The sequence below is a fragment of the Mesorhizobium sp. INR15 genome (assembly GCF_015500075.1).
GTDB lineage: Bacteria > Pseudomonadota > Alphaproteobacteria > Rhizobiales > Rhizobiaceae > Mesorhizobium.
Genome location: NZ_CP045496.1, coordinates 2,586,626 through 2,602,982, shown reverse-complemented (window position 1 = coordinate 2,602,982; position 16,357 = coordinate 2,586,626). Strand labels below are relative to the sequence as shown.

Below are 16,357 nucleotides of genomic sequence, written 5' to 3'. Positions count from 1 at the left end.
CAAACACTCGTGAGGCTGCAATGGACGATCTGAAATACGGCAAGCGCAACAAGCGTGGCGACTGGGGCCCCAACGAACCGGCCGGCACCGCGCCGCTCTTCGTCTTTCCGCCACGCCCGCTGGCGCTGCTGAAATGGCTGCCGCACTATTTCCTGCCCTACAATCTTCTGTTTGCCCTTTCGGCGGTGGCCTGGTGGCACTTCGTGCTGCCCGACGCCGCGGTCATGAAGACCCTCGCCTGGGGCTGGATCCTTTGGCTTTTCGCCGTCAATTGCGCGGCGCTTCTTGTCTTCTTCGGTGCCTTCGAGCTCCGGCTCTACACCTTGCGCGCGCAAGGCAACCGCTTCAAATACAACGGCAAATGGCCCTCGGAGCAGAAGAGCAAGGCCTTCTTCTTGGAGAGCCAGAACATCGACAACATGCTGCGCACCTTCGGCACCGGCCTGCCGATCTGGACGGCGATCGAGGTGGCTATCCTCCACGCCTATGCCAACGGCTACGTGCCGTGGCTGACCTTTGCCGACCACCCCGTCTACCTGTTCTGCCTGGCGCTGGCGGTGCCGGTCATTCACGAAACCCATTTCTTCATGCTGCATCGGGCGATCCACTGGGGTCCGCTCTACCGGTGGGTGCATTCGGTCCACCACAATTCGGTGAACCCCTCGCCCTGGTCGTCGCTTGCGATGCATCCGGTGGAGCAGTTCGGCTATCTCGGTGTCGCGCTCTGGCATCTGGTCATTCCGTCGAACCCGATCATGGCGCTCTATCAGCTGCACTACGCCGGCTTCGGCGCCATTCCCGGCCATATCGGCTTCGACAAGCTCGAACTCGGTGAGGACACCGCCGCCGATAGCCACGCCTATCTCCACTACCTCCACCACAAATATTTCGAGGTGAATTACGGCGACGGCCTGATCCCTTTCGACAGGTGGATCGGCACCTTCCACGACGGCAGCAAAGAAGGCGAGGCGCGCATGGAGGCCCGCTACGAGAAGAAAAGGGCGCGCGCCAACGCCGCCGCCGACAGCGGAAAACCGTCGGGCTGACCGGCATCCGGCAGCTTCGGTCCCACTGCGTCAAGCGACCCCAGAAAATCTGAAAATGCATCCGGCGTTCAAAGGTGAACCGGCACCGCAGGGAGGAACTTTATGAAAAAACTCATGCTCGCGGCGGCTTTCGCGACACTCATGTCGGGCACAGCTTTTGCCGCCAAGATCGGCGTCAGCATCGTCAACTTCGACAACAATTTCCAGACGTTGCTGATGCACGGCATGCAGGCCCGCGCCAAGGAGAAAGGCGCCGACATCCAGGTCGAGGATGCGCAGAACGACGTCGCCAAGCAGCTTGACCAGGTGAAGAACTTCATCGCCAGCGGCGTCGACGCCATCATCGTCACGCTGGTCGACACCAATGCTTCGAAGACCATCAGCGAGGAGGCCTCGAAAGCCGGCATTCCCCTCGTCTTCGTCAACCTCGAGCCGAGCGACATGGCCAACCTGCCCGGCAAGCAGGTCTATGTCGGCTCCAACGAAACCGAGTCCGGCACGCTGGAGGCGTTCGAAGTGTGCAAGCTCCTGCGCGCCAAGGGCAAGTCGGCTGGCGCCAAGGCCTACATCATCATGGGCAGCCTGGTGCATCAGGCCGCATTGCAGCGCACCAAGGATGTCGAGCAGATCTTCGCCACCGACATGTGCAACTTCATCAAGATCGTCGACAAGCAGTCGTCCGACTGGTCACGCGACAACTCGCAGAACCTGATGACCAACTGGCTGACCGCTGGCCAGGCACCGGACGCCGTCATCGCCAACAATGACGAATCCGCCATTGGCGCCATCCTGGCGCTGAAAGCCAACGGCGTCGACATGAAGAATGTCGTGGTCGGCGGCATCGACGCCACCCAGGATGGCCTGCAGTCGATGAAGGCAGGCGATCTCGCGGTGACCGTGTTCCAGAATGCTAATGGACAGGGCGGCGGCGGTGTTGATGCCGCACTGGCGCTCGTCAAGGGCGAAAAAGTCGACCGGGTCGTCTATGTCCCGTTCGAACTGGTGAGCCCTGAAAACATGGACGGATACCTGAGCAAGAATTGATCCAGCGGCGGTGACGGCCAGGCCGTCACCGCTCGCATCGCCAGCCCAAGCCAGCCACGAGAGACGAGATGACCGACTGGATTGCCGCCTGCAGCCTTGACGACATCGAGCAGGAAGGCGCCTTGCGCTTCGACCATGGCGGCAGGACCTATGCCATCTTCCGCTCCCCCGATGACGAAGTGTTCTGCACCGACGGCCTATGCACGCACGAAGCCGTCCACCTCGCAGACGGACTGGTGATGGACTACGAAGTCGAATGCCCGAAACATTCCGGCGCCTTCGACTACCGCACCGGACAAGCCAAGCGGCTGCCGCCTTGCATCAATCTGAGAAGCTATCCTGCAAGACTGGAAGGCAGCGTAGTGCTGATCAACGTACAAGAGTAATCAACCTGCCAGAGTAATCCTGACAGGCCCGCACCGCGGCAATCTCACGGCCCCTTGCAAATCGGCACCGGTTGCGGCGGCGGCGCCGGATGATCCGCCTTGTACTGGGCAATGACCGGTTCGAGGGTTTCCCTCGGCCAGAATTTCGGAGTGCCGATCTGCTTCAGGCAGGATGCATTCCAATAGGGTCCAGCACCTGAAAGCGCCCGGCCGCCCGCCGCTGCTTTAGCCACAGCCGCGATATCGCGCGATTCAGGATAGATGTAGAGCGTCGTCGGGTTGCCCTTCACCATCGAAATGATCTGCTGCGCGTCCGATGACGACCAGCTGGTGCAGCCATTGCTGCGGCCGCCGGCATAGTCCACCAGCGTGCCGAACGGCACGTAACCGTCATGATCGGCGTGCGAGCTGGTCGGATTTTTCCGCATGCACATTCCCTTCAGCACTTGCGCCGCATGCCCGCCGATGACCCGCTGCCTGGCGTTCGCGGCCTCGCCTTCGCCGTCGAATTGTATGAACGTGCGCATGAAGGCCGCGTCCTGTTTCGCGGCGACGCGGTAAAAGCCCTTGAAAGACGTTTTCGCCTCGCGGGTCATATAGGCGCCGCCAGCCGTCAACTCCGAATCCATGGCATTGCCGAAGTTCTTCGCGCACTCCCGTCCATTGACGAAATTCACCACCCCTTTCAGGTTCCGGCCGCCGCCATGACCTGACGAGATGGCGCGAAACGACTGGCTGGCTTCGCAGACAACGTAATAGCGGTGTCCAAGCACGCCACCACCGAGATCACTGGGGCGCGTCGCATCCATGGCGAAGTAGCAGGGGTTCTTGACCGCGCCCTCGTCCACCTTCTTGAGGTAGAGCGCACGCGCCCTCTCCAGCACCACCTGGGCGATCTGGTCCTGGCCCGCACCGACATGGGCTTGCAGCCAGGCCGGAACGCCCGATGCGGCAAAGGACCGGGCCGACGCCGTCAAGGCAATGACGACGAGAAGGCCGAGGATAGTGACGAAACCCAGAGGAACAGATCTCAACCGCACCGATCAATTCTCCTGTCGAGAGAGCTTTGCGTTTCCATGGCAGGTGCCGCCATCGGGAATCAATCATAAACGGCCTCGCCTCAATGGGCGATGAACATCTTCTTGAGCAATGCGCTTTGCCTGAAAGGAGGCCGGCCTAGCCGAACATCCTCTCGCCCTGCTCGTCGACCAGTTGCATGCCCTTCTTGATCGAGATGTCGACGGCGTCATCGAGCCCGGCGAAACGGTCGGCGCGGATGAATTTGTGTTCCTTCATGACGCCGCCGATCTCCTTGGAGACGATGCCGCAGGTCTGGTACTGGCCGCCATCGGACTTGTAGGGCGTGGCGCTGATCAGGAAACCCTTGTGCTCGACCTGCTTGGCCGGCGCTGAACTCTTTGGCTCGGCCGCTTCACCGCCGCCACCGCCGCCGAAAAGACGCTTCAGAAAAGACATCGCTCAAATCTCCATGTTCGCCCTGGCGCGTGGAAATCGCATGCGCCTGTCGTGGTCATGATTCACGACCTTGTCGTTCCAGCATGCGCGAATGTCCCGCCGCGTTCCAGTCCCCTGATGAAAACGGCGACAAGGAGGTCAATCTGCCGCTCGATCTCGTCGGCCTGCCGGCGGTCCGATCTCGCCGCGTAGCCACTGGTGACGATGCCATGCACGCTTGACCACAGGGTGCGCGCGGCAACCCCTCGCGTCTCCTCGTCAAGGTCGAAGTCGCCGCCGGCAAGCACGCCGCCGATGATCTCGAACAGCAGGTCGAGCCTCGCCTCATAGGCATCGGGCTCCGTGCGTACTGGGCGGCGGCGGTTGAAGGCCAGGAGTGCGGGCCAGCTGCCGGGATGCGCCTCGACGAAACGCATATATGCGCCGGCCAGCGCCAGCAGCCGCTGCCGAACATCCGTCACGCCGCGCTCCCGCAGGTCGGCCATGGCCGCCGCGCCCGCCACGCCCAGCCTGTCGAGCAGCCGCATGTTGACGGCGCGGTGCACCCCGTCGAGATCGGAGAACAGATTGTAGACCGAGCCGACCGAGATGCCCGCCTGCTCGGCGATGGCCCTTGCCTTGAGATTGTCCATGCCACCGCTGTTGATCAGCGTTTCGGCGATGACGAGCACGCGCTCGCTGATCTCTTCCTTGTCCAGTGCCATGACTATCCTTCTTGTATACGTCGCGCCGGAGCCGGCCAACGCAGCTTACGCCCCTTCATGTCGATCTCCGTTTACCATATCCGGGAAATCGTGAACAGCGTTCAAATTCCTCTTGAACGACGTTCATTTCCTGTTATGTTGAGTTTTTGAACATTGTTCATAACGATCGAACGAAGGGAGAAGAACATGCTTAGCCTGATCAGAACTCTACTGGACGGCGCCAGTGCGCGGGCCGAGGACGGACTGAAGGACCGCTTTGCCATCGACCTTCTGGCGCAGCGGATTCGCGACGCCGAAGCCGGTCTCACCGCCGCCAAGCAGACACTCGCCTCGCTGATTGTCCGCCAGCGCGCCGAGCAGGCCGGCCTTGAGCAGCTCGACCGCCGCATCGCCGACCTAGAGACACGCACGATCAGCGCGCTGTGCGCCGGCAATGAGGCTCTCGCCGAAAGTGGCGCCGGCGCCATCGCCGAACTGGAGAACGAACGCGAGGTCCGCCGCACGACAGTGAAGAGCCTTGGCGAAAAGACCTTGCGCATGCGGCTCTCGGTGGAGCGGGCGCACCGCCGCATCATCGACCTCAACCAGGGCATGATCTCGGCCCGGGCCATCGATGCCGAGCGCAAGGCGCAATCACGCTTGAACCGCTCGATCGGCCGGACGGCAAGCCTCAACGACGCGGAAGACCTGCTCGCCCGCATCAAGGATGGCGGCGATCCGTTCGAGGAGGCCGGCATTCTCGACGAGATCGATGGTGAACTGCGTCATGAGGCGATCCGCGACCGCCTCGCCGAGGCCGGACATGGGCCGGCGGTGAAAGTCCGCGCCAAGGACGTGCTTGAGCGCCTGAGGACCATCAACTGAAACACCGCATTGCAGGCCTGAATTCCATCAATCCAGATCAAACCAGACGGAGAACGACAATGAACGCCAACCAGACCTACATCATGTTCAACACCGCCGCTGTCGGCGCCGCTTACTTCATGCTCGGCCTGTCGCTGTGGCTGGCGCCGGTCGACCTCTCGACCAAGGGCTATTGGGCCATGGGCATCCTGCTGCTCACCGGCAGCCTGGTGAACCTCGTGAAATACCGCACCGACGAGCGCCTTTCGACTGAAATGACCGCCAAGATCGAAAAGGCACGCAATGAGAAGCTGATCAGCGAGTATGTCGGCAAGGAGTGATTTCCACACCGACGACGAAAAAAAGCCCGGAAATTCCGGGCTCTTTTTTTTGGCGGGCTTGGGCATAACGCCACTCGGTCACCCGCGCGACAGGGCTTCCAGAGCCTCGGCGGCGCCTTCTAGAACAGCGATCGCCTCAGCCTGCTTGTCGGCCGGCGCGTCGACGAAGTCACCCAGCGCAGCGCGTAGGCGATGGCGCACGGCGCGGAACGCGTCGCGGGCCTCCGAACGGTCGCCTCGCCCACCACGGCCGCCGCGACGCCCACCGTCCTCGCTTTCATCGTTCCAGCCGAACCAGTCGCGCGCCTTGGCCATCTTGCGGCCGAAACGCTCGAGATGCTCGAGCACGCCATCGATCATCTCGCGGTTGTCGGCAAGATGCGCCTGCCCCGCTTCGGTGATCGAGAATACCTTCTTGTTGCCGTCGGCGGCGGAAGAGGCATAGCCGGCCTCTTCGAGGAAGGTCAGCGTCGGATAGACCACGCCAGGGCTCGGGCTGTAGATGCCGCTGGTGCGCTCTTCCAGCGCCTTGATGATGTCGTAGCCGTGGCGCGGTGCCTCGGCCAGCAGCGACAGCGTGATCAGCTTGAGATCGCCATCGGCCAGCATGCGCCCGGCACGGAACATGTCGCCCGGGCCGCCACGGCCACCGCCACGACCGCCATGGCCGAACGGGCCGAAGCCGCCGCCACGGCCACCGAATTTGCCGGCCATGTGCATGAACATGCGTTCGCCGAAATGATGATTGCCAAAATGTTTGTGCATTGATTGCTCCTTGAGTTACATCTTACGATATATCTTAGTTAGGCTCGCCCTCCTGGTGAGTCAAGATATATCTTACGATGTATCTGAAGACGGCGCCACGGGCTTCCCTTCCGCTGGGCTTCACGAACACGTGCTGTCGCCCGCGAAACAAACCCGGCAAACGCCGCGAACCCCGGGAAAGGCAACGCAATGAGGTCGTGCCATGCCGTCAGGAATAGACAACAAGACAGCGCTTGTGCTGGCCGGTGGCGGCAGTTTCGGCGCCGTGCAAGTGGGCATGCTGAAGGCACTGGTCGCGTCCGGAATGACCGCCGACTTCGTCGTCGGCTCCAGCGTCGGCGCCATCAATGGCGCCTACTATGCCGCCGCCGGCACGGTGGAAAACATCGCTCGGCTGGAAACCCTGTGGCGCGGCATCACCCGCAACGATGTCTTTCCGGTCAGCTGGCGGTCAATGCTGGGCTTCGCGGCGCGGCGGGATTTCCTCTCCGCCTCGCACGGCATCCGCAATCTCATCGAACGCAATCTGCCCTACCGCAATCTCGAGGACGCGCCGATCCCGATCCACATCATTGCCACCGACCTGTTTTCCGGCGAGGCGGTGGTGCTGTCGAGCGGCAATGCCGCCGACGCGATCGCCGCCTCCAGTGCCATTCCGGTGGCGTTCGCACCGGTTAAGGTCGGCGACCGGCTGCTGATCGACGCTGCGGTGACCTCCAACACGCCGGTCCGTGTCGCGGTCGGCCTTGGCGCGCGCCGGCTGATCGTGCTGCCGACCGGCTTCGCCTGCAATCTGCATGCGGCTCCGCAGGGCGCCATCGCCAACGGCTTGCATGCATTGACCCTGATGATTGCCCGGCAACTGGTTCGCGAACTCGACAACCTGCCCGCTGAGGTCGACTACGCCATCGTGCCCTCGCTCTGCCCGCTGGCTGGGTCACCCTACGACTTCACCCGCACGGGCGCCCTGATCGATGACGCAGAGACATCGACGCGAAGCTGGATCGAGGGTGGCGGGCTGTTCGAGCGCGTCATCCCGAACCAGTTGCGCCCGCACAGTCACCACTAGGCACGTTGCGCTACCAGCGGCCGTTGCGCCGGTTCCAGGCATAGAGCAGGTCGGCGAAACGGTCGTAGCCAAAGCGCGTCAGCGGCAAGACAATCCGATTTCCAAACAGGCCTGCCAGCCAGCCCTCGCCCGGCGTTGCTTGCCAAACCGCGATCGCGACATCGGCGCCGACCAGAAGACGGCCGTCCGCGTCGGTCGCGTGCAGCCGGCGGCGGATGTCCTCCAGCGAGGCGCTAAACCCAGCCAGCGCAGCCGGCTCCAGATTGATGTCGCGAAACTCGATCCGCCCCGCCTTGATTGCGTCGATAAGCCGCCGCTTCTGCCTGCTGATGCCGGCATCGCAGACGGGACAGCGGGTGTTGTACCAGACGGTCAGCAAAGGCTTGGGGCTCTACCCATGGCTGTGCCGGTGATGCAGATCGGGATAATGCGGATGCTTGTGGCGCAGCGGCGTATGCACGTGCGGGTGTGAGTGCGGCTCCGTCACCGGCCCATCGTGATGGTGCTGGTGGTGCTCGTCATGCACATGGCTGTGCTCATGTTCGAGATGCTCGTGGTCGTGCTCGTGCTCGTGGCGCTCCGACAGATGCAGCCAGAGGCCAACGCCCATCAAAAGCCCCGCCATTGCCAACTTTAACGTGATGGGATCACCGAGGATGGCGATTGCCAGCAAGGCACCGATAAAGGGCGCCAATGCATAGTAGGCGCCGGTACGTGCGGTGCCGAGGTGACGCAGCGCCAGGATGAACATCACCAGGCTGACGCCAATGCCAAGAAAGCCGACGACGGTGGCAGCAGTGACAATGGAGATCGCTGGAAACGAAGCGCCGGCAATCAGTCCCAACCCGACATTGACGAAACCCGCCACCAGGCCCTTCAGCATGGCGATGACAACCGGGTCGGTTGCCGAGATCCTGCGCGTGAAATTGTTGTCCAGCCCCCACGCCAGGCAAGCCCCGGCGACCAGCAGAGCGCCAAGGTTGAAGGCGACGCCGCTGCCCTGCCAGGACAACAGAAGCGCGCCCACCAGGATGGCGAGGGCGCCGAAAAGCAGACGTCGGTCGACATTCTCGCGATAGACGAGCCAGGCAATCGCCATTGTCGCCAGCCCCTCTAGGTTGAGCAGCAGCGCTGAACTCGACGCCGTGTTGAGGGTCAGGCCGAACATCAGCAGCACTGGCCCGACGATGCCGCCGGTGCCAATGGCCAGCGCCAGCCACGGCAGGTCCTGGCGCTGCAGCTGCGCCTCGCCTGAAGCAGCCACCCTGCGGCGCAGCAGGCGATAAAGAGCCAGACCAACACCTGCACCGAGATAGAGCAGGCCAGCCAGCATGAATGGGTTCACGGCATCAAGCAGCAGCTTGGAAAGCGGCGGTGTCGCGCCGAACAGAGCGGCCGATCCGAGCGCGAGCGGCACGCCCGGCCATAGATGTGAATGATCGTCAGACATGGCCCTGTCCTATCACAATATAGCGCCTGCGATGGCGCATCACTTGCGGTGCATGGCGGCTTTGGGCCCGATGCACTTGTTGTCGCGAAACAGCGCCCACTCCTCGCACAGGCGTCCATTGGGCAAGCGGCAAAACCCGTATTCGTTGCCGGCCTTGTCCTTGCGCACGACAAAACGCCCACCGATCGCACCGCAATGGACCGATGCGGGATTGGCCATGCCGACCTGTTTTTGCGCGGCACCGGCATCGATTGGGATCAGCGATACCAGGAGAAGCCCGATGGCCAGTCCGGAAATTCTGTTCATCGCGCTCTCCTCCTGGCCACGGTGTCGGCATCCAAAACGTTGCAGCACAACCTTCCTCGATACGGTCATTATGACCGAAGGACTGCGTTCCAGGCACTAGCCCTGCAGCTGAAGAAGTGACCCCATCAGCCCGTCTGGACGGCGGAAGGCAACGATATCCTCGGAGAATTCCGGCGCGTCTCTTTCCCCTGCCCTCAGCCTGTCCTTCAGAGGCCCCCAGTCCGTTGGCTCGATGGAACCGGTGCTTTGATCGATCAAGGCCGCGGCAAAGCCGTTTGCAATCAGCAACTCACAGAGGTCATCTATGCTTGCCCCGCATTCCCTGAGCATCAACGGACACAGTTCGCAGACAAGGACGATCTCGTGGGGATGGTCGCCGAGCAGCCGTTGGCCGCCGCGCAGCGCGTGCCATTCGCTCCCCTGCACATCGAGCTTGATGACGAGCGGCCGACGCCGGATGCCAGCATAATCGTCGAGACAGCGGACTTCCACTTTCACAGCGGAGCGGCCGTCGCGCGACAGTCCGAGGCGGTGGTCACCCAGATTGTGGTCGCTCAGATTGAGCGCATCGACACGGTTGCTATCCGAAAGCGCCCATCCGTTCACAACGACATTTCCAAGGCGGCTTAGCGCAACATTCGTCCGCAGCTTCTTGAGATTCCGCTGCTCCGGCTCGAAGCAGTGAACCTGTCCCCTGTCGCCCAGGCGATGGCCCGCGACGACGCTGTGCCAGCCGATGTTGGCGCCGACATCAATCAAATCAGCGTCGTTTCGAAGCAACTCGAGAAGCAGCCCGGTCGTCGCTTTCTCCCAGATGCCCCAATGGTCGATAGAGCCGGAGATATGGACGTCTGCACGCCCGTGGGTTTCAAACCGGAACGGCGGAAGGCCATCGAGCGTGATGGCGCGCCGACGGGGTGGCCGCAGCCGCCGGAGGCCGTGCTTCATCCAGGCGAACGGGTTTCGCAATGCAGTCTTTCCTCTCACTTGCGGCGCATGGCGGCCTTTGGCCCGACGCATTTGTTGCCGCGAAACAGCGCCCACTCCTCGCACAGCCGCCCATTGGGCAGGCGGCAAAACCCGTACTCGTTGTCGGCTTTGTCCTTCCTGACCACGAAGCGCCCGCCGATCGCACCGCAATGGACCGATGCGGGATTGGCCAAGCCGACTTGTTTTTGCGCGGCACCGGCATCGATTGGCATCAACAACATCGAGACGAGGCCGGCAGCCAGTCCAAAGATTCTTCTCATCGCGGTCACGTCTCCGGGTGCAATGCCATCCTTTCAGACACGATGCGTTTCAGCGCGGCAAGTCAAGGTGACGCCGCCAGACAGACCGGGCAACTCGTGTCATACCAGACGGCCAGCAGTGGCGGCGCCGCGGCCGGACAGAATGGCACAGCCCGCAACAAGACGGACCGTTGCCACGCCGCCACAGCGCCTCAGCCGAGCGAAGCGACAATCTCGCGGTAGGCGAATTCCGGAAACGCCTTCAGCGTCCGCGTCTTGATGTTGCCGCCCGAAGCCATCAACAGAGCGAAACGCGCCAGCACCGCATCGTCGGGCGCTTCGACCACCGCCACCATGTCGCATTCGCCCATGGTCAGATAGAACTGCTTGAACGATCCGCCCATCTCTCCCAGCAACTTCTTGGCGGCATCAAGCCGCTTCGGCGAGTCCCGCACATTCTTGGCGCCGTGCTCAGTCCAGTTGATCAGCAGGATGTAGGTTGTCATGGCACACCTCCCTCCGGGCCACGGAGCACGGCGTCAGGTCATGAACTCACAGATCTCGTCGCGTGAGACCATGATCCGCGCCGGGGCGGGCATCTTGGTTATCGCCCAGAAAATGCATCCGACATTGAAACTATCCTCCCGATAGGCCCGGCCCGCAAGAGCACATGCACAAACGAAAAAGGGCGCCATTGGCGCCCTTCAATCGTTGTATCGGCAGGTCTCAGCTGTCCAGGAAGCTGCGCAGCTTGCGCGAGCGGCTTGGGTGCTTGAGCTTACGCAACGCCTTGGCTTCGATCTGGCGGATACGCTCGCGCGTGACCGAGAACTGCTGGCCGACTTCTTCCAGCGTATGGTCGGTGTTCATGCCGATGCCGAAGCGCATGCGCAGCACGCGTTCCTCACGTGGCGTCAGCGAGGCCAGGACGCGCGTCGTCGTCTCGCGCAGGTTGGCCTGGATCGCCGCGTCGATCGGCAGGATCGCCATCTTGTCCTCGATGAAATCGCCCAGATGCGAATCCTCCTCGTCGCCCACAGGCGTTTCGAGCGAAATCGGCTCCTTGGCGATCTTCAGCACCTTGCGCACTTTCTCGAGCGGCATGGCGAGCTTTTCGGCCAGTTCTTCCGGCGTCGGCTCGCGGCCGATCTCGTGCAGCATCTGGCGCGAGGTACGCACGATCTTGTTGATCGTCTCGATCATGTGCACCGGAATACGGATGGTGCGCGCCTGGTCGGCGATCGAACGGGTGATCGCCTGCCGGATCCACCATGTCGCGTAGGTCGAGAACTTGTAGCCGCGGCGGTATTCGAATTTGTCGACCGCCTTCATCAGGCCGATATTGCCTTCCTGGATCAGGTCGAGGAACTGCAGGCCGCGATTGGTGTATTTCTTGGCGATGGAGATGACGAGGCGCAGGTTGGCCTCGACCATTTCCTTCTTGGCGATCGCGGCTTCGCGTTCGCCCTTCTGCACCTGGTTGACGATCTTGCGGAATTCCAGGATCGAGATCGCCGTTTCGGTGGCGAGGTTCTGGATTTCGGCGCGCAGGTCGCGGATCGCGTCCTTCTCGTTCTTGGTGAATTCCTTCCAGCCGCGCGAGGTCAGGTTGCCGATCGAGCGCGTCCAGTTCGGATCGAGCTCCGAGCCCTGATATTCCTTCAGGAACTCCTCGCGGCGCACGCCATAGCTTTCGGCCAGGCGCAAGAGCTTGCCTTCGTTCTGCACCAGGCGCTTGTTGATGTCGTAGAGCTGCTCGACCAGCGCCTCGATGCGCGCCGTGTTGAGCGACAGCGACTTCACCGCCTTGATCAGCTGGTCCTTCAGCTCCTTCAGCCGGCGGTCCTGGCTGGGTGAAAGCGTGCCGGCAGCGGCCAGACGGTTCTCGACCTGCTGGTCCTGCAGCTTGCGGAGCTTCTTGTAGGTGTCGGCGATGACGTCGAGCGTCTCCATCACCTGCGGGCGGAGTTCCGCTTCCATCGCCGCCAGCGACAGGCTCGCTTCGTCTTCGTCTTCCTCGTCGTCATCGACCAGGCCGCGCGTATCGGCGCCGACATTGGTGATGTCGTCTTCCTCGTCGCGCGAACGGCGCGACTTTTCCTCGGCCTTGGGCGCTTCCTCGATGCGCTCGACCACCGGCGCCTGCTTGGCTTCGGGACCGGCATAGGTCGCTTCGAGATCGATGATCTCGCGCAGCAGGATCTTCGATTCGTTGAGCTCGTCACGCCAGATGATGATGGCCTGGAAGGTCAGCGGGCTTTCGCACAGGCCCGCGATCATCGTCTCGCGGCCAGCCTCGATGCGCTTGGCGATGGCGATTTCGCCTTCGCGCGACAGAAGCTCGACCGAGCCCATCTCGCGCAGATACATGCGGACCGGATCGTCAGTACGGTCGGTCGGCTCTTTCTTGGTGGTGGTGGCGGCAACGGCGGTGCCGGTCTGCTCGGCCAGCTCGTTGGCGTCTTCCTCGGCGTCGGCGGCGGTGTCGGCGGCCTCGGGCTCTTCGCCCTGCTCGTCATCCTCGACCACGTTGATGCCCATGTCGGACAGCATCGCCATGGTGTCCTCGATCTGCTCCGAGGTCACTTCCTCGGAAGGCAGCACCGAGTTCAGCTCGTCCATGGTGACATAGCCGCGCTTCTTGGCGGCCTTGATCATCTTCTTGACAGCATCATCGGAAAGGTCGAGCAAGGGCCCATCGGTGGCGCCTTCGCGTTCGGTTTCGACCTCTTCCTTTTCCTTAGTCGCCATAGTCTTTATCTTCTCCAAGCGGCCGAGCATCGAAGCCGCGTAGGCTGCCGGCCCAGTCAGATCGGTTGCGTTTGCCTTGAAACGCGCCTCACCGGGCCAGTAGCTGCATCATTCATTGTTGCGTGTGTGTCGTTACCCCAAACCGGTTTCCACTCTTGGGCGACATGCATTAAGTCCAGATTAACCCTGATATCTGTGGCAGGAGGCCTGCCTGTCCAGTGACCAATACCTCACATCGTTCATTTCCCGTCGATGCGGGTGCGGGTTAACGTTTCGAATCGTTCTGATTCCGCCATTCTGCCAGAAGGTCAAGCGCCTCTCGCATGATTCGCATCAAAAAAGCGAATCAATTACCCGACTTAGCCGCCACACACCCGCATGGGTGCACGGCAAAGCTCTCTTTATTTCACGCTCACGCTTAAGCCCGCCCGGCCCGACCCGAGGACACGCCAAATCCTTCGATCAGCGCTTCCGTTGCCTGTACATCCTGAAATTGCGCCTGAATTTCGATCAGGTGCCGGTAGTTTTCGTCAGTGGGATCGGTGGCGAGCGCCGCTTCCGCCTGTTTCAGTTCCTTATGTAAGGTGCGCGCGCTACGCTGCAAGTGCAACGCCTGGCTGAAAGCGTCGCGGGCATCGTCAAGCGCCGCGGTCTCCAGCGCTGGCCATTGCCGCATGCGGCGGATCAGGCCTACGGCGCGCTCCCAGATCGCGGCGCAGCCGGCCCGCTCGATCGTCGCGACAACGGCGTGGCGGTCATTGGCCATGTCATGCGCCATCGCATCGAGAATGGCGGCATGCAGCCGCTTCAGATCCGAATTGGCGAGATCGAGAAACTCGATATGGGCGAAGTTCTCGTCGATCAGCGCCGGATGGTTGACCAGCGCGACGATGATCGTCGCCTCGCGCACCGACATCATCTCGCCGCCCCGCTTGACCAGCGCCGAGCGTCCGAGGCTTTCGGTGATTGCCGTGCGCCCGCCGCCAGCCTTGGCGAACTGTCCGCCTGGCGGTGGCGGCTTGCCCTGGCCGCCTTGCCGGCCCCCGCCATCACGGCCCTGGCGCGCGCCGCGCTGGGCGCCGAAGAAGCTCTGTACCCGCTCGCGCATCTCCTGCTGGTAGTGGTAGCGCACGCTCTCGTCGCGGATGCGGCCGGTCAGTTCGCTCAACGTCTTTCCAAGTTGCGCCCGCCGCTCCGGCGTGTCGAAGACGCCGCCCGCTGTCTCGCGCATCCATAGGAGATCAGCCAGCGGCCGCGCCTCGGCCAGCACGATGCGGAATGCATCCGGTCCTTCTGCCTTGACCAGATCGTCGGGGTCCTTGCCTTCGGGCAGCAGCGCGAAGCGCGCCGTGCGCCCGGCCTGAACCACCGGCAGAACCATGTCGGCGGCGCGCCATGCCGCCTTCAGCCCGGCCTTGTCGCCATCGAAGCACAGCACCGGTTCACCGGCCATCCGCCACAACAGCTCTAGCTGGTTTTCGGTCAGCGCGGTGCCGAGTGGCGCCACGACATTCTCGAAGCCGGCCTGCGCCAGCGCGATGACGTCCATGTAGCCTTCGACGGCAATGACCGTGCCGCCCTTGGCCAACGCCCCCTTTGACATCGCTTGGCGGGCGCGGGCGAAATTGTAGAGCACGTTGCCCTTGTGGAAGAGCTCGGTGTCGGGCGAATTCATGTATTTGGCCAGCGCATCGGGCGCCAGCGCCCGCCCACCGAAGGCTATGATCTTGCCGCGCGAATCCGGGATCGGAAACATGATGCGGTCGCGGAACCAGTCATAGGAAACCGGGATATCGTCGCCATGGCGCACCAGCCCGCACGCCTCGATATCGGCTTTCGGCACGCCCTTGGCGGCGAGATACTCCTTCAGCGCGTTGCGGCTGTCCGGGGCGAAGCCGAGCCGGAACGACTGCTGCGTCGCCGGCGTCAGCCCCCGGTCGCGCAGATAGGCGCGGGCCTTGGCGCCTTCCGGCCCTTGCAGTCGCTCCTGGAAGAAGGTGGTCGCCATCTCCATGACATCGGTCAGGCTGGCGCGTTCCTTTTCGCGCCGCTCTTCCTGCGCGTCGCGCACCGGCATCGGCACGCCGGCCATCTCGGCGACCTTCTCGACCGCTTCGGGAAAGCTCATGCCGTCGAGTTCAGTCAGGAACTTGAAGTGGTCGCCGGAGACCGAACAGCCGAAACAATGATAGCGGCCCTTCTTGTCCTCGCAGTGGAAGGAGGGGCTTTTCTCGCCGTGGAAGGGACAGCAGGCCCAATAGTCGCCGCGCGGCGCATTGGTCTTTTTCCGGTCCCATGCGACGCGCATGCCGATCACCTGGGAAATCGGCACACGGTCACGTATCTCGTCGAGAAAGGCGGGTGGAAAGCGCATGTCAGGGAACGGCTCGTTTCCACACCATATAATCACGCTTGCCGGGTCCGACGACCCCTAATGCTAGCCATACCCGGTTTCCACAGGGCAAAAAGAAGGCGGCCATCGCGGACCGCCTTCCTTTTGAGTTCCGGCTTGGCGCCGGTCAGCCAATATTACCGCGCGGCGAGCGCGCCGAAGATCACACCGGAGACGATACCGACCAGCACATAATCGTTGCCGACACGGATCCATTCCTGGCCACGGCCGGGACGATGCAGACCGTAGCGGCCGTAGTCGCGGATCGGCTGGTGGTTCTTCCAGCTCGAATATTTCTGGCCGTTGCGCCAGTGGTCGCGCTTTACGACCACCACCTTCTTCTTCACCACGACACGCTTCTTCACATCGCGATGGTTGCCGGATTTCTGCCAGTCGACCTTGCTGTAATTCGACTGCGGCGCGGCCGGTGCATTGAGCGGTGCGGCCTGGCCTTGCAGCGACGTGGCGGCCAGCATCGAGAGAGCCATGATGGAAAGAACAATGCGTTTCATCTGAGATACTCCTTGGTTGTCGATGCCCCGAGAAGTAGCGGCC

19 protein-coding genes are annotated in these 16,357 nt (G+C 62.5%); 6 read left to right on the top strand and 13 right to left on the bottom strand.

Features of this window, described 5'->3' with window-relative positions; all coding sequences use genetic code 11:
* Nucleotides 1–20: 20 nt before the first annotated feature.
* From GA829_RS12695 to GA829_RS12685, 3 genes are all read left to right on the top strand, one after another.
* Nucleotides 21–1,046, top strand: a complete 1,026-nt coding sequence (locus GA829_RS12695) for a sterol desaturase family protein (protein WP_195178838.1) — start codon at nucleotides 21–23, stop codon at nucleotides 1,044–1,046.
* Nucleotides 1,047–1,148: 102 nt separating this feature from the next.
* Nucleotides 1,149–2,090: a substrate-binding domain-containing protein gene (locus GA829_RS12690; RefSeq protein WP_195178837.1), complete on the top strand. Its 942-nt coding sequence runs from the start codon at nucleotides 1,149–1,151 to the stop codon at nucleotides 2,088–2,090.
* A gap of 68 nt (nucleotides 2,091–2,158) precedes the next feature.
* Nucleotides 2,159–2,476: a MocE family 2Fe-2S type ferredoxin gene (locus tag GA829_RS12685; protein ID WP_195178836.1), complete on the top strand. Its 318-nt coding sequence runs from the start codon at nucleotides 2,159–2,161 to the stop codon at nucleotides 2,474–2,476.
* Nucleotides 2,477–2,520: 44 nt separating this feature from the next.
* Here the strand turns inward: GA829_RS12685 and GA829_RS12680 are convergent, their stop codons facing one another.
* The 3 genes from GA829_RS12680 to GA829_RS12670 form a co-directional block, all read right to left on the bottom strand.
* The gene (locus tag GA829_RS12680; RefSeq protein WP_195178835.1) at nucleotides 2,521–3,516 is read right to left on the bottom strand and encodes a hypothetical protein; all 996 of its coding nucleotides are present in this window, start codon (nucleotides 3,514–3,516) and stop codon (nucleotides 2,521–2,523) included.
* A gap of 136 nt (nucleotides 3,517–3,652) precedes the next feature.
* A complete protein-coding gene (locus tag GA829_RS12675; protein WP_195178834.1) occupies nucleotides 3,653–3,952 on the bottom strand; it encodes an HlyU family transcriptional regulator in 300 nt (99 codons plus the stop codon).
* Nucleotides 3,953–4,014: 62 nt separating this feature from the next.
* On the bottom strand, nucleotides 4,015–4,656 hold the full coding sequence (locus tag GA829_RS12670) for a TetR/AcrR family transcriptional regulator (protein WP_195178833.1): 642 nt from the start codon (nucleotides 4,654–4,656) through the stop codon (nucleotides 4,015–4,017).
* 186 nt (nucleotides 4,657–4,842) lie between these two features.
* On the opposite strand from GA829_RS12670, the gene GA829_RS12665 reads away from it, so the two are divergent.
* Together GA829_RS12665 and GA829_RS12660 are read left to right on the top strand one after the other, a co-directional pair.
* Entirely contained in the window at nucleotides 4,843–5,520 is a 678-nt protein-coding gene (locus GA829_RS12665; protein WP_195178832.1) for a PspA/IM30 family protein, read from the top strand.
* 59 nt (nucleotides 5,521–5,579) lie between these two features.
* Entirely contained in the window at nucleotides 5,580–5,840 is a 261-nt protein-coding gene (locus GA829_RS12660) for a YiaA/YiaB family inner membrane protein (RefSeq protein ID WP_195178831.1), read from the top strand.
* A 78-nt stretch (nucleotides 5,841–5,918) separates the two neighbouring features.
* On the opposite strand, the gene GA829_RS12655 is transcribed toward GA829_RS12660, so the two are convergent.
* On the bottom strand, nucleotides 5,919–6,605 hold the full coding sequence (locus tag GA829_RS12655) for a PadR family transcriptional regulator (protein WP_195178830.1): 687 nt from the start codon (nucleotides 6,603–6,605) through the stop codon (nucleotides 5,919–5,921).
* A gap of 202 nt (nucleotides 6,606–6,807) precedes the next feature.
* On the opposite strand from GA829_RS12655, the gene GA829_RS12650 reads away from it, so the two are divergent.
* Nucleotides 6,808–7,674, top strand: coding sequence for a patatin-like phospholipase family protein (locus GA829_RS12650; RefSeq protein WP_195178829.1), 867 nt, complete (start codon nucleotides 6,808–6,810; stop codon nucleotides 7,672–7,674).
* A gap of 10 nt (nucleotides 7,675–7,684) precedes the next feature.
* On the opposite strand, the gene GA829_RS12645 is transcribed toward GA829_RS12650, so the two are convergent.
* The 9 genes from GA829_RS12645 to GA829_RS12605 all read right to left on the bottom strand — a co-directional run bounded on the left by GA829_RS12645 (nucleotide 7,685) and on the right by GA829_RS12605 (nucleotide 16,314).
* Complete coding sequence (locus tag GA829_RS12645; protein WP_195178828.1) at nucleotides 7,685–8,053, bottom strand: thiol-disulfide oxidoreductase DCC family protein; 369 nt, start codon at nucleotides 8,051–8,053, stop codon at nucleotides 7,685–7,687.
* A 12-nt stretch (nucleotides 8,054–8,065) separates the two neighbouring features.
* Nucleotides 8,066–9,124: a DMT family transporter gene (locus tag GA829_RS12640; protein ID WP_195178827.1), complete on the bottom strand. Its 1,059-nt coding sequence runs from the start codon at nucleotides 9,122–9,124 to the stop codon at nucleotides 8,066–8,068.
* A 39-nt stretch (nucleotides 9,125–9,163) separates the two neighbouring features.
* The gene (locus GA829_RS12635; protein WP_195178826.1) at nucleotides 9,164–9,430 is read right to left on the bottom strand and encodes a putative hemolysin; all 267 of its coding nucleotides are present in this window, start codon (nucleotides 9,428–9,430) and stop codon (nucleotides 9,164–9,166) included.
* A gap of 96 nt (nucleotides 9,431–9,526) precedes the next feature.
* Nucleotides 9,527–10,399 carry an FkbM family methyltransferase gene (locus GA829_RS12630; protein WP_195178825.1) on the bottom strand — a complete coding sequence of 291 codons (873 nt, stop codon included), beginning with the start codon at nucleotides 10,397–10,399 and terminating at the stop codon, nucleotides 9,527–9,529.
* A gap of 14 nt (nucleotides 10,400–10,413) precedes the next feature.
* The gene (locus tag GA829_RS12625) at nucleotides 10,414–10,680 is read right to left on the bottom strand and encodes a putative hemolysin (RefSeq protein ID WP_195178824.1); all 267 of its coding nucleotides are present in this window, start codon (nucleotides 10,678–10,680) and stop codon (nucleotides 10,414–10,416) included.
* A 191-nt stretch (nucleotides 10,681–10,871) separates the two neighbouring features.
* Complete coding sequence (locus GA829_RS12620) at nucleotides 10,872–11,165, bottom strand: GYD domain-containing protein (protein ID WP_195178823.1); 294 nt, start codon at nucleotides 11,163–11,165, stop codon at nucleotides 10,872–10,874.
* A 220-nt stretch (nucleotides 11,166–11,385) separates the two neighbouring features.
* Nucleotides 11,386–13,410 (bottom strand): RNA polymerase sigma factor RpoD, encoded by a 2,025-nt coding sequence (rpoD, locus tag GA829_RS12615; protein WP_195178822.1) that lies wholly within the window; start codon nucleotides 13,408–13,410, stop codon nucleotides 11,386–11,388.
* A gap of 418 nt (nucleotides 13,411–13,828) precedes the next feature.
* On the bottom strand, nucleotides 13,829–15,784 hold the full coding sequence (dnaG, locus tag GA829_RS12610; protein ID WP_195178821.1) for a DNA primase: 1,956 nt from the start codon (nucleotides 15,782–15,784) through the stop codon (nucleotides 13,829–13,831).
* A gap of 155 nt (nucleotides 15,785–15,939) precedes the next feature.
* A complete protein-coding gene (locus GA829_RS12605; RefSeq protein WP_195178820.1) occupies nucleotides 15,940–16,314 on the bottom strand; it encodes an RcnB family protein in 375 nt (124 codons plus the stop codon).
* Between the last annotated feature and the right edge of the window lie 43 nt (nucleotides 16,315–16,357).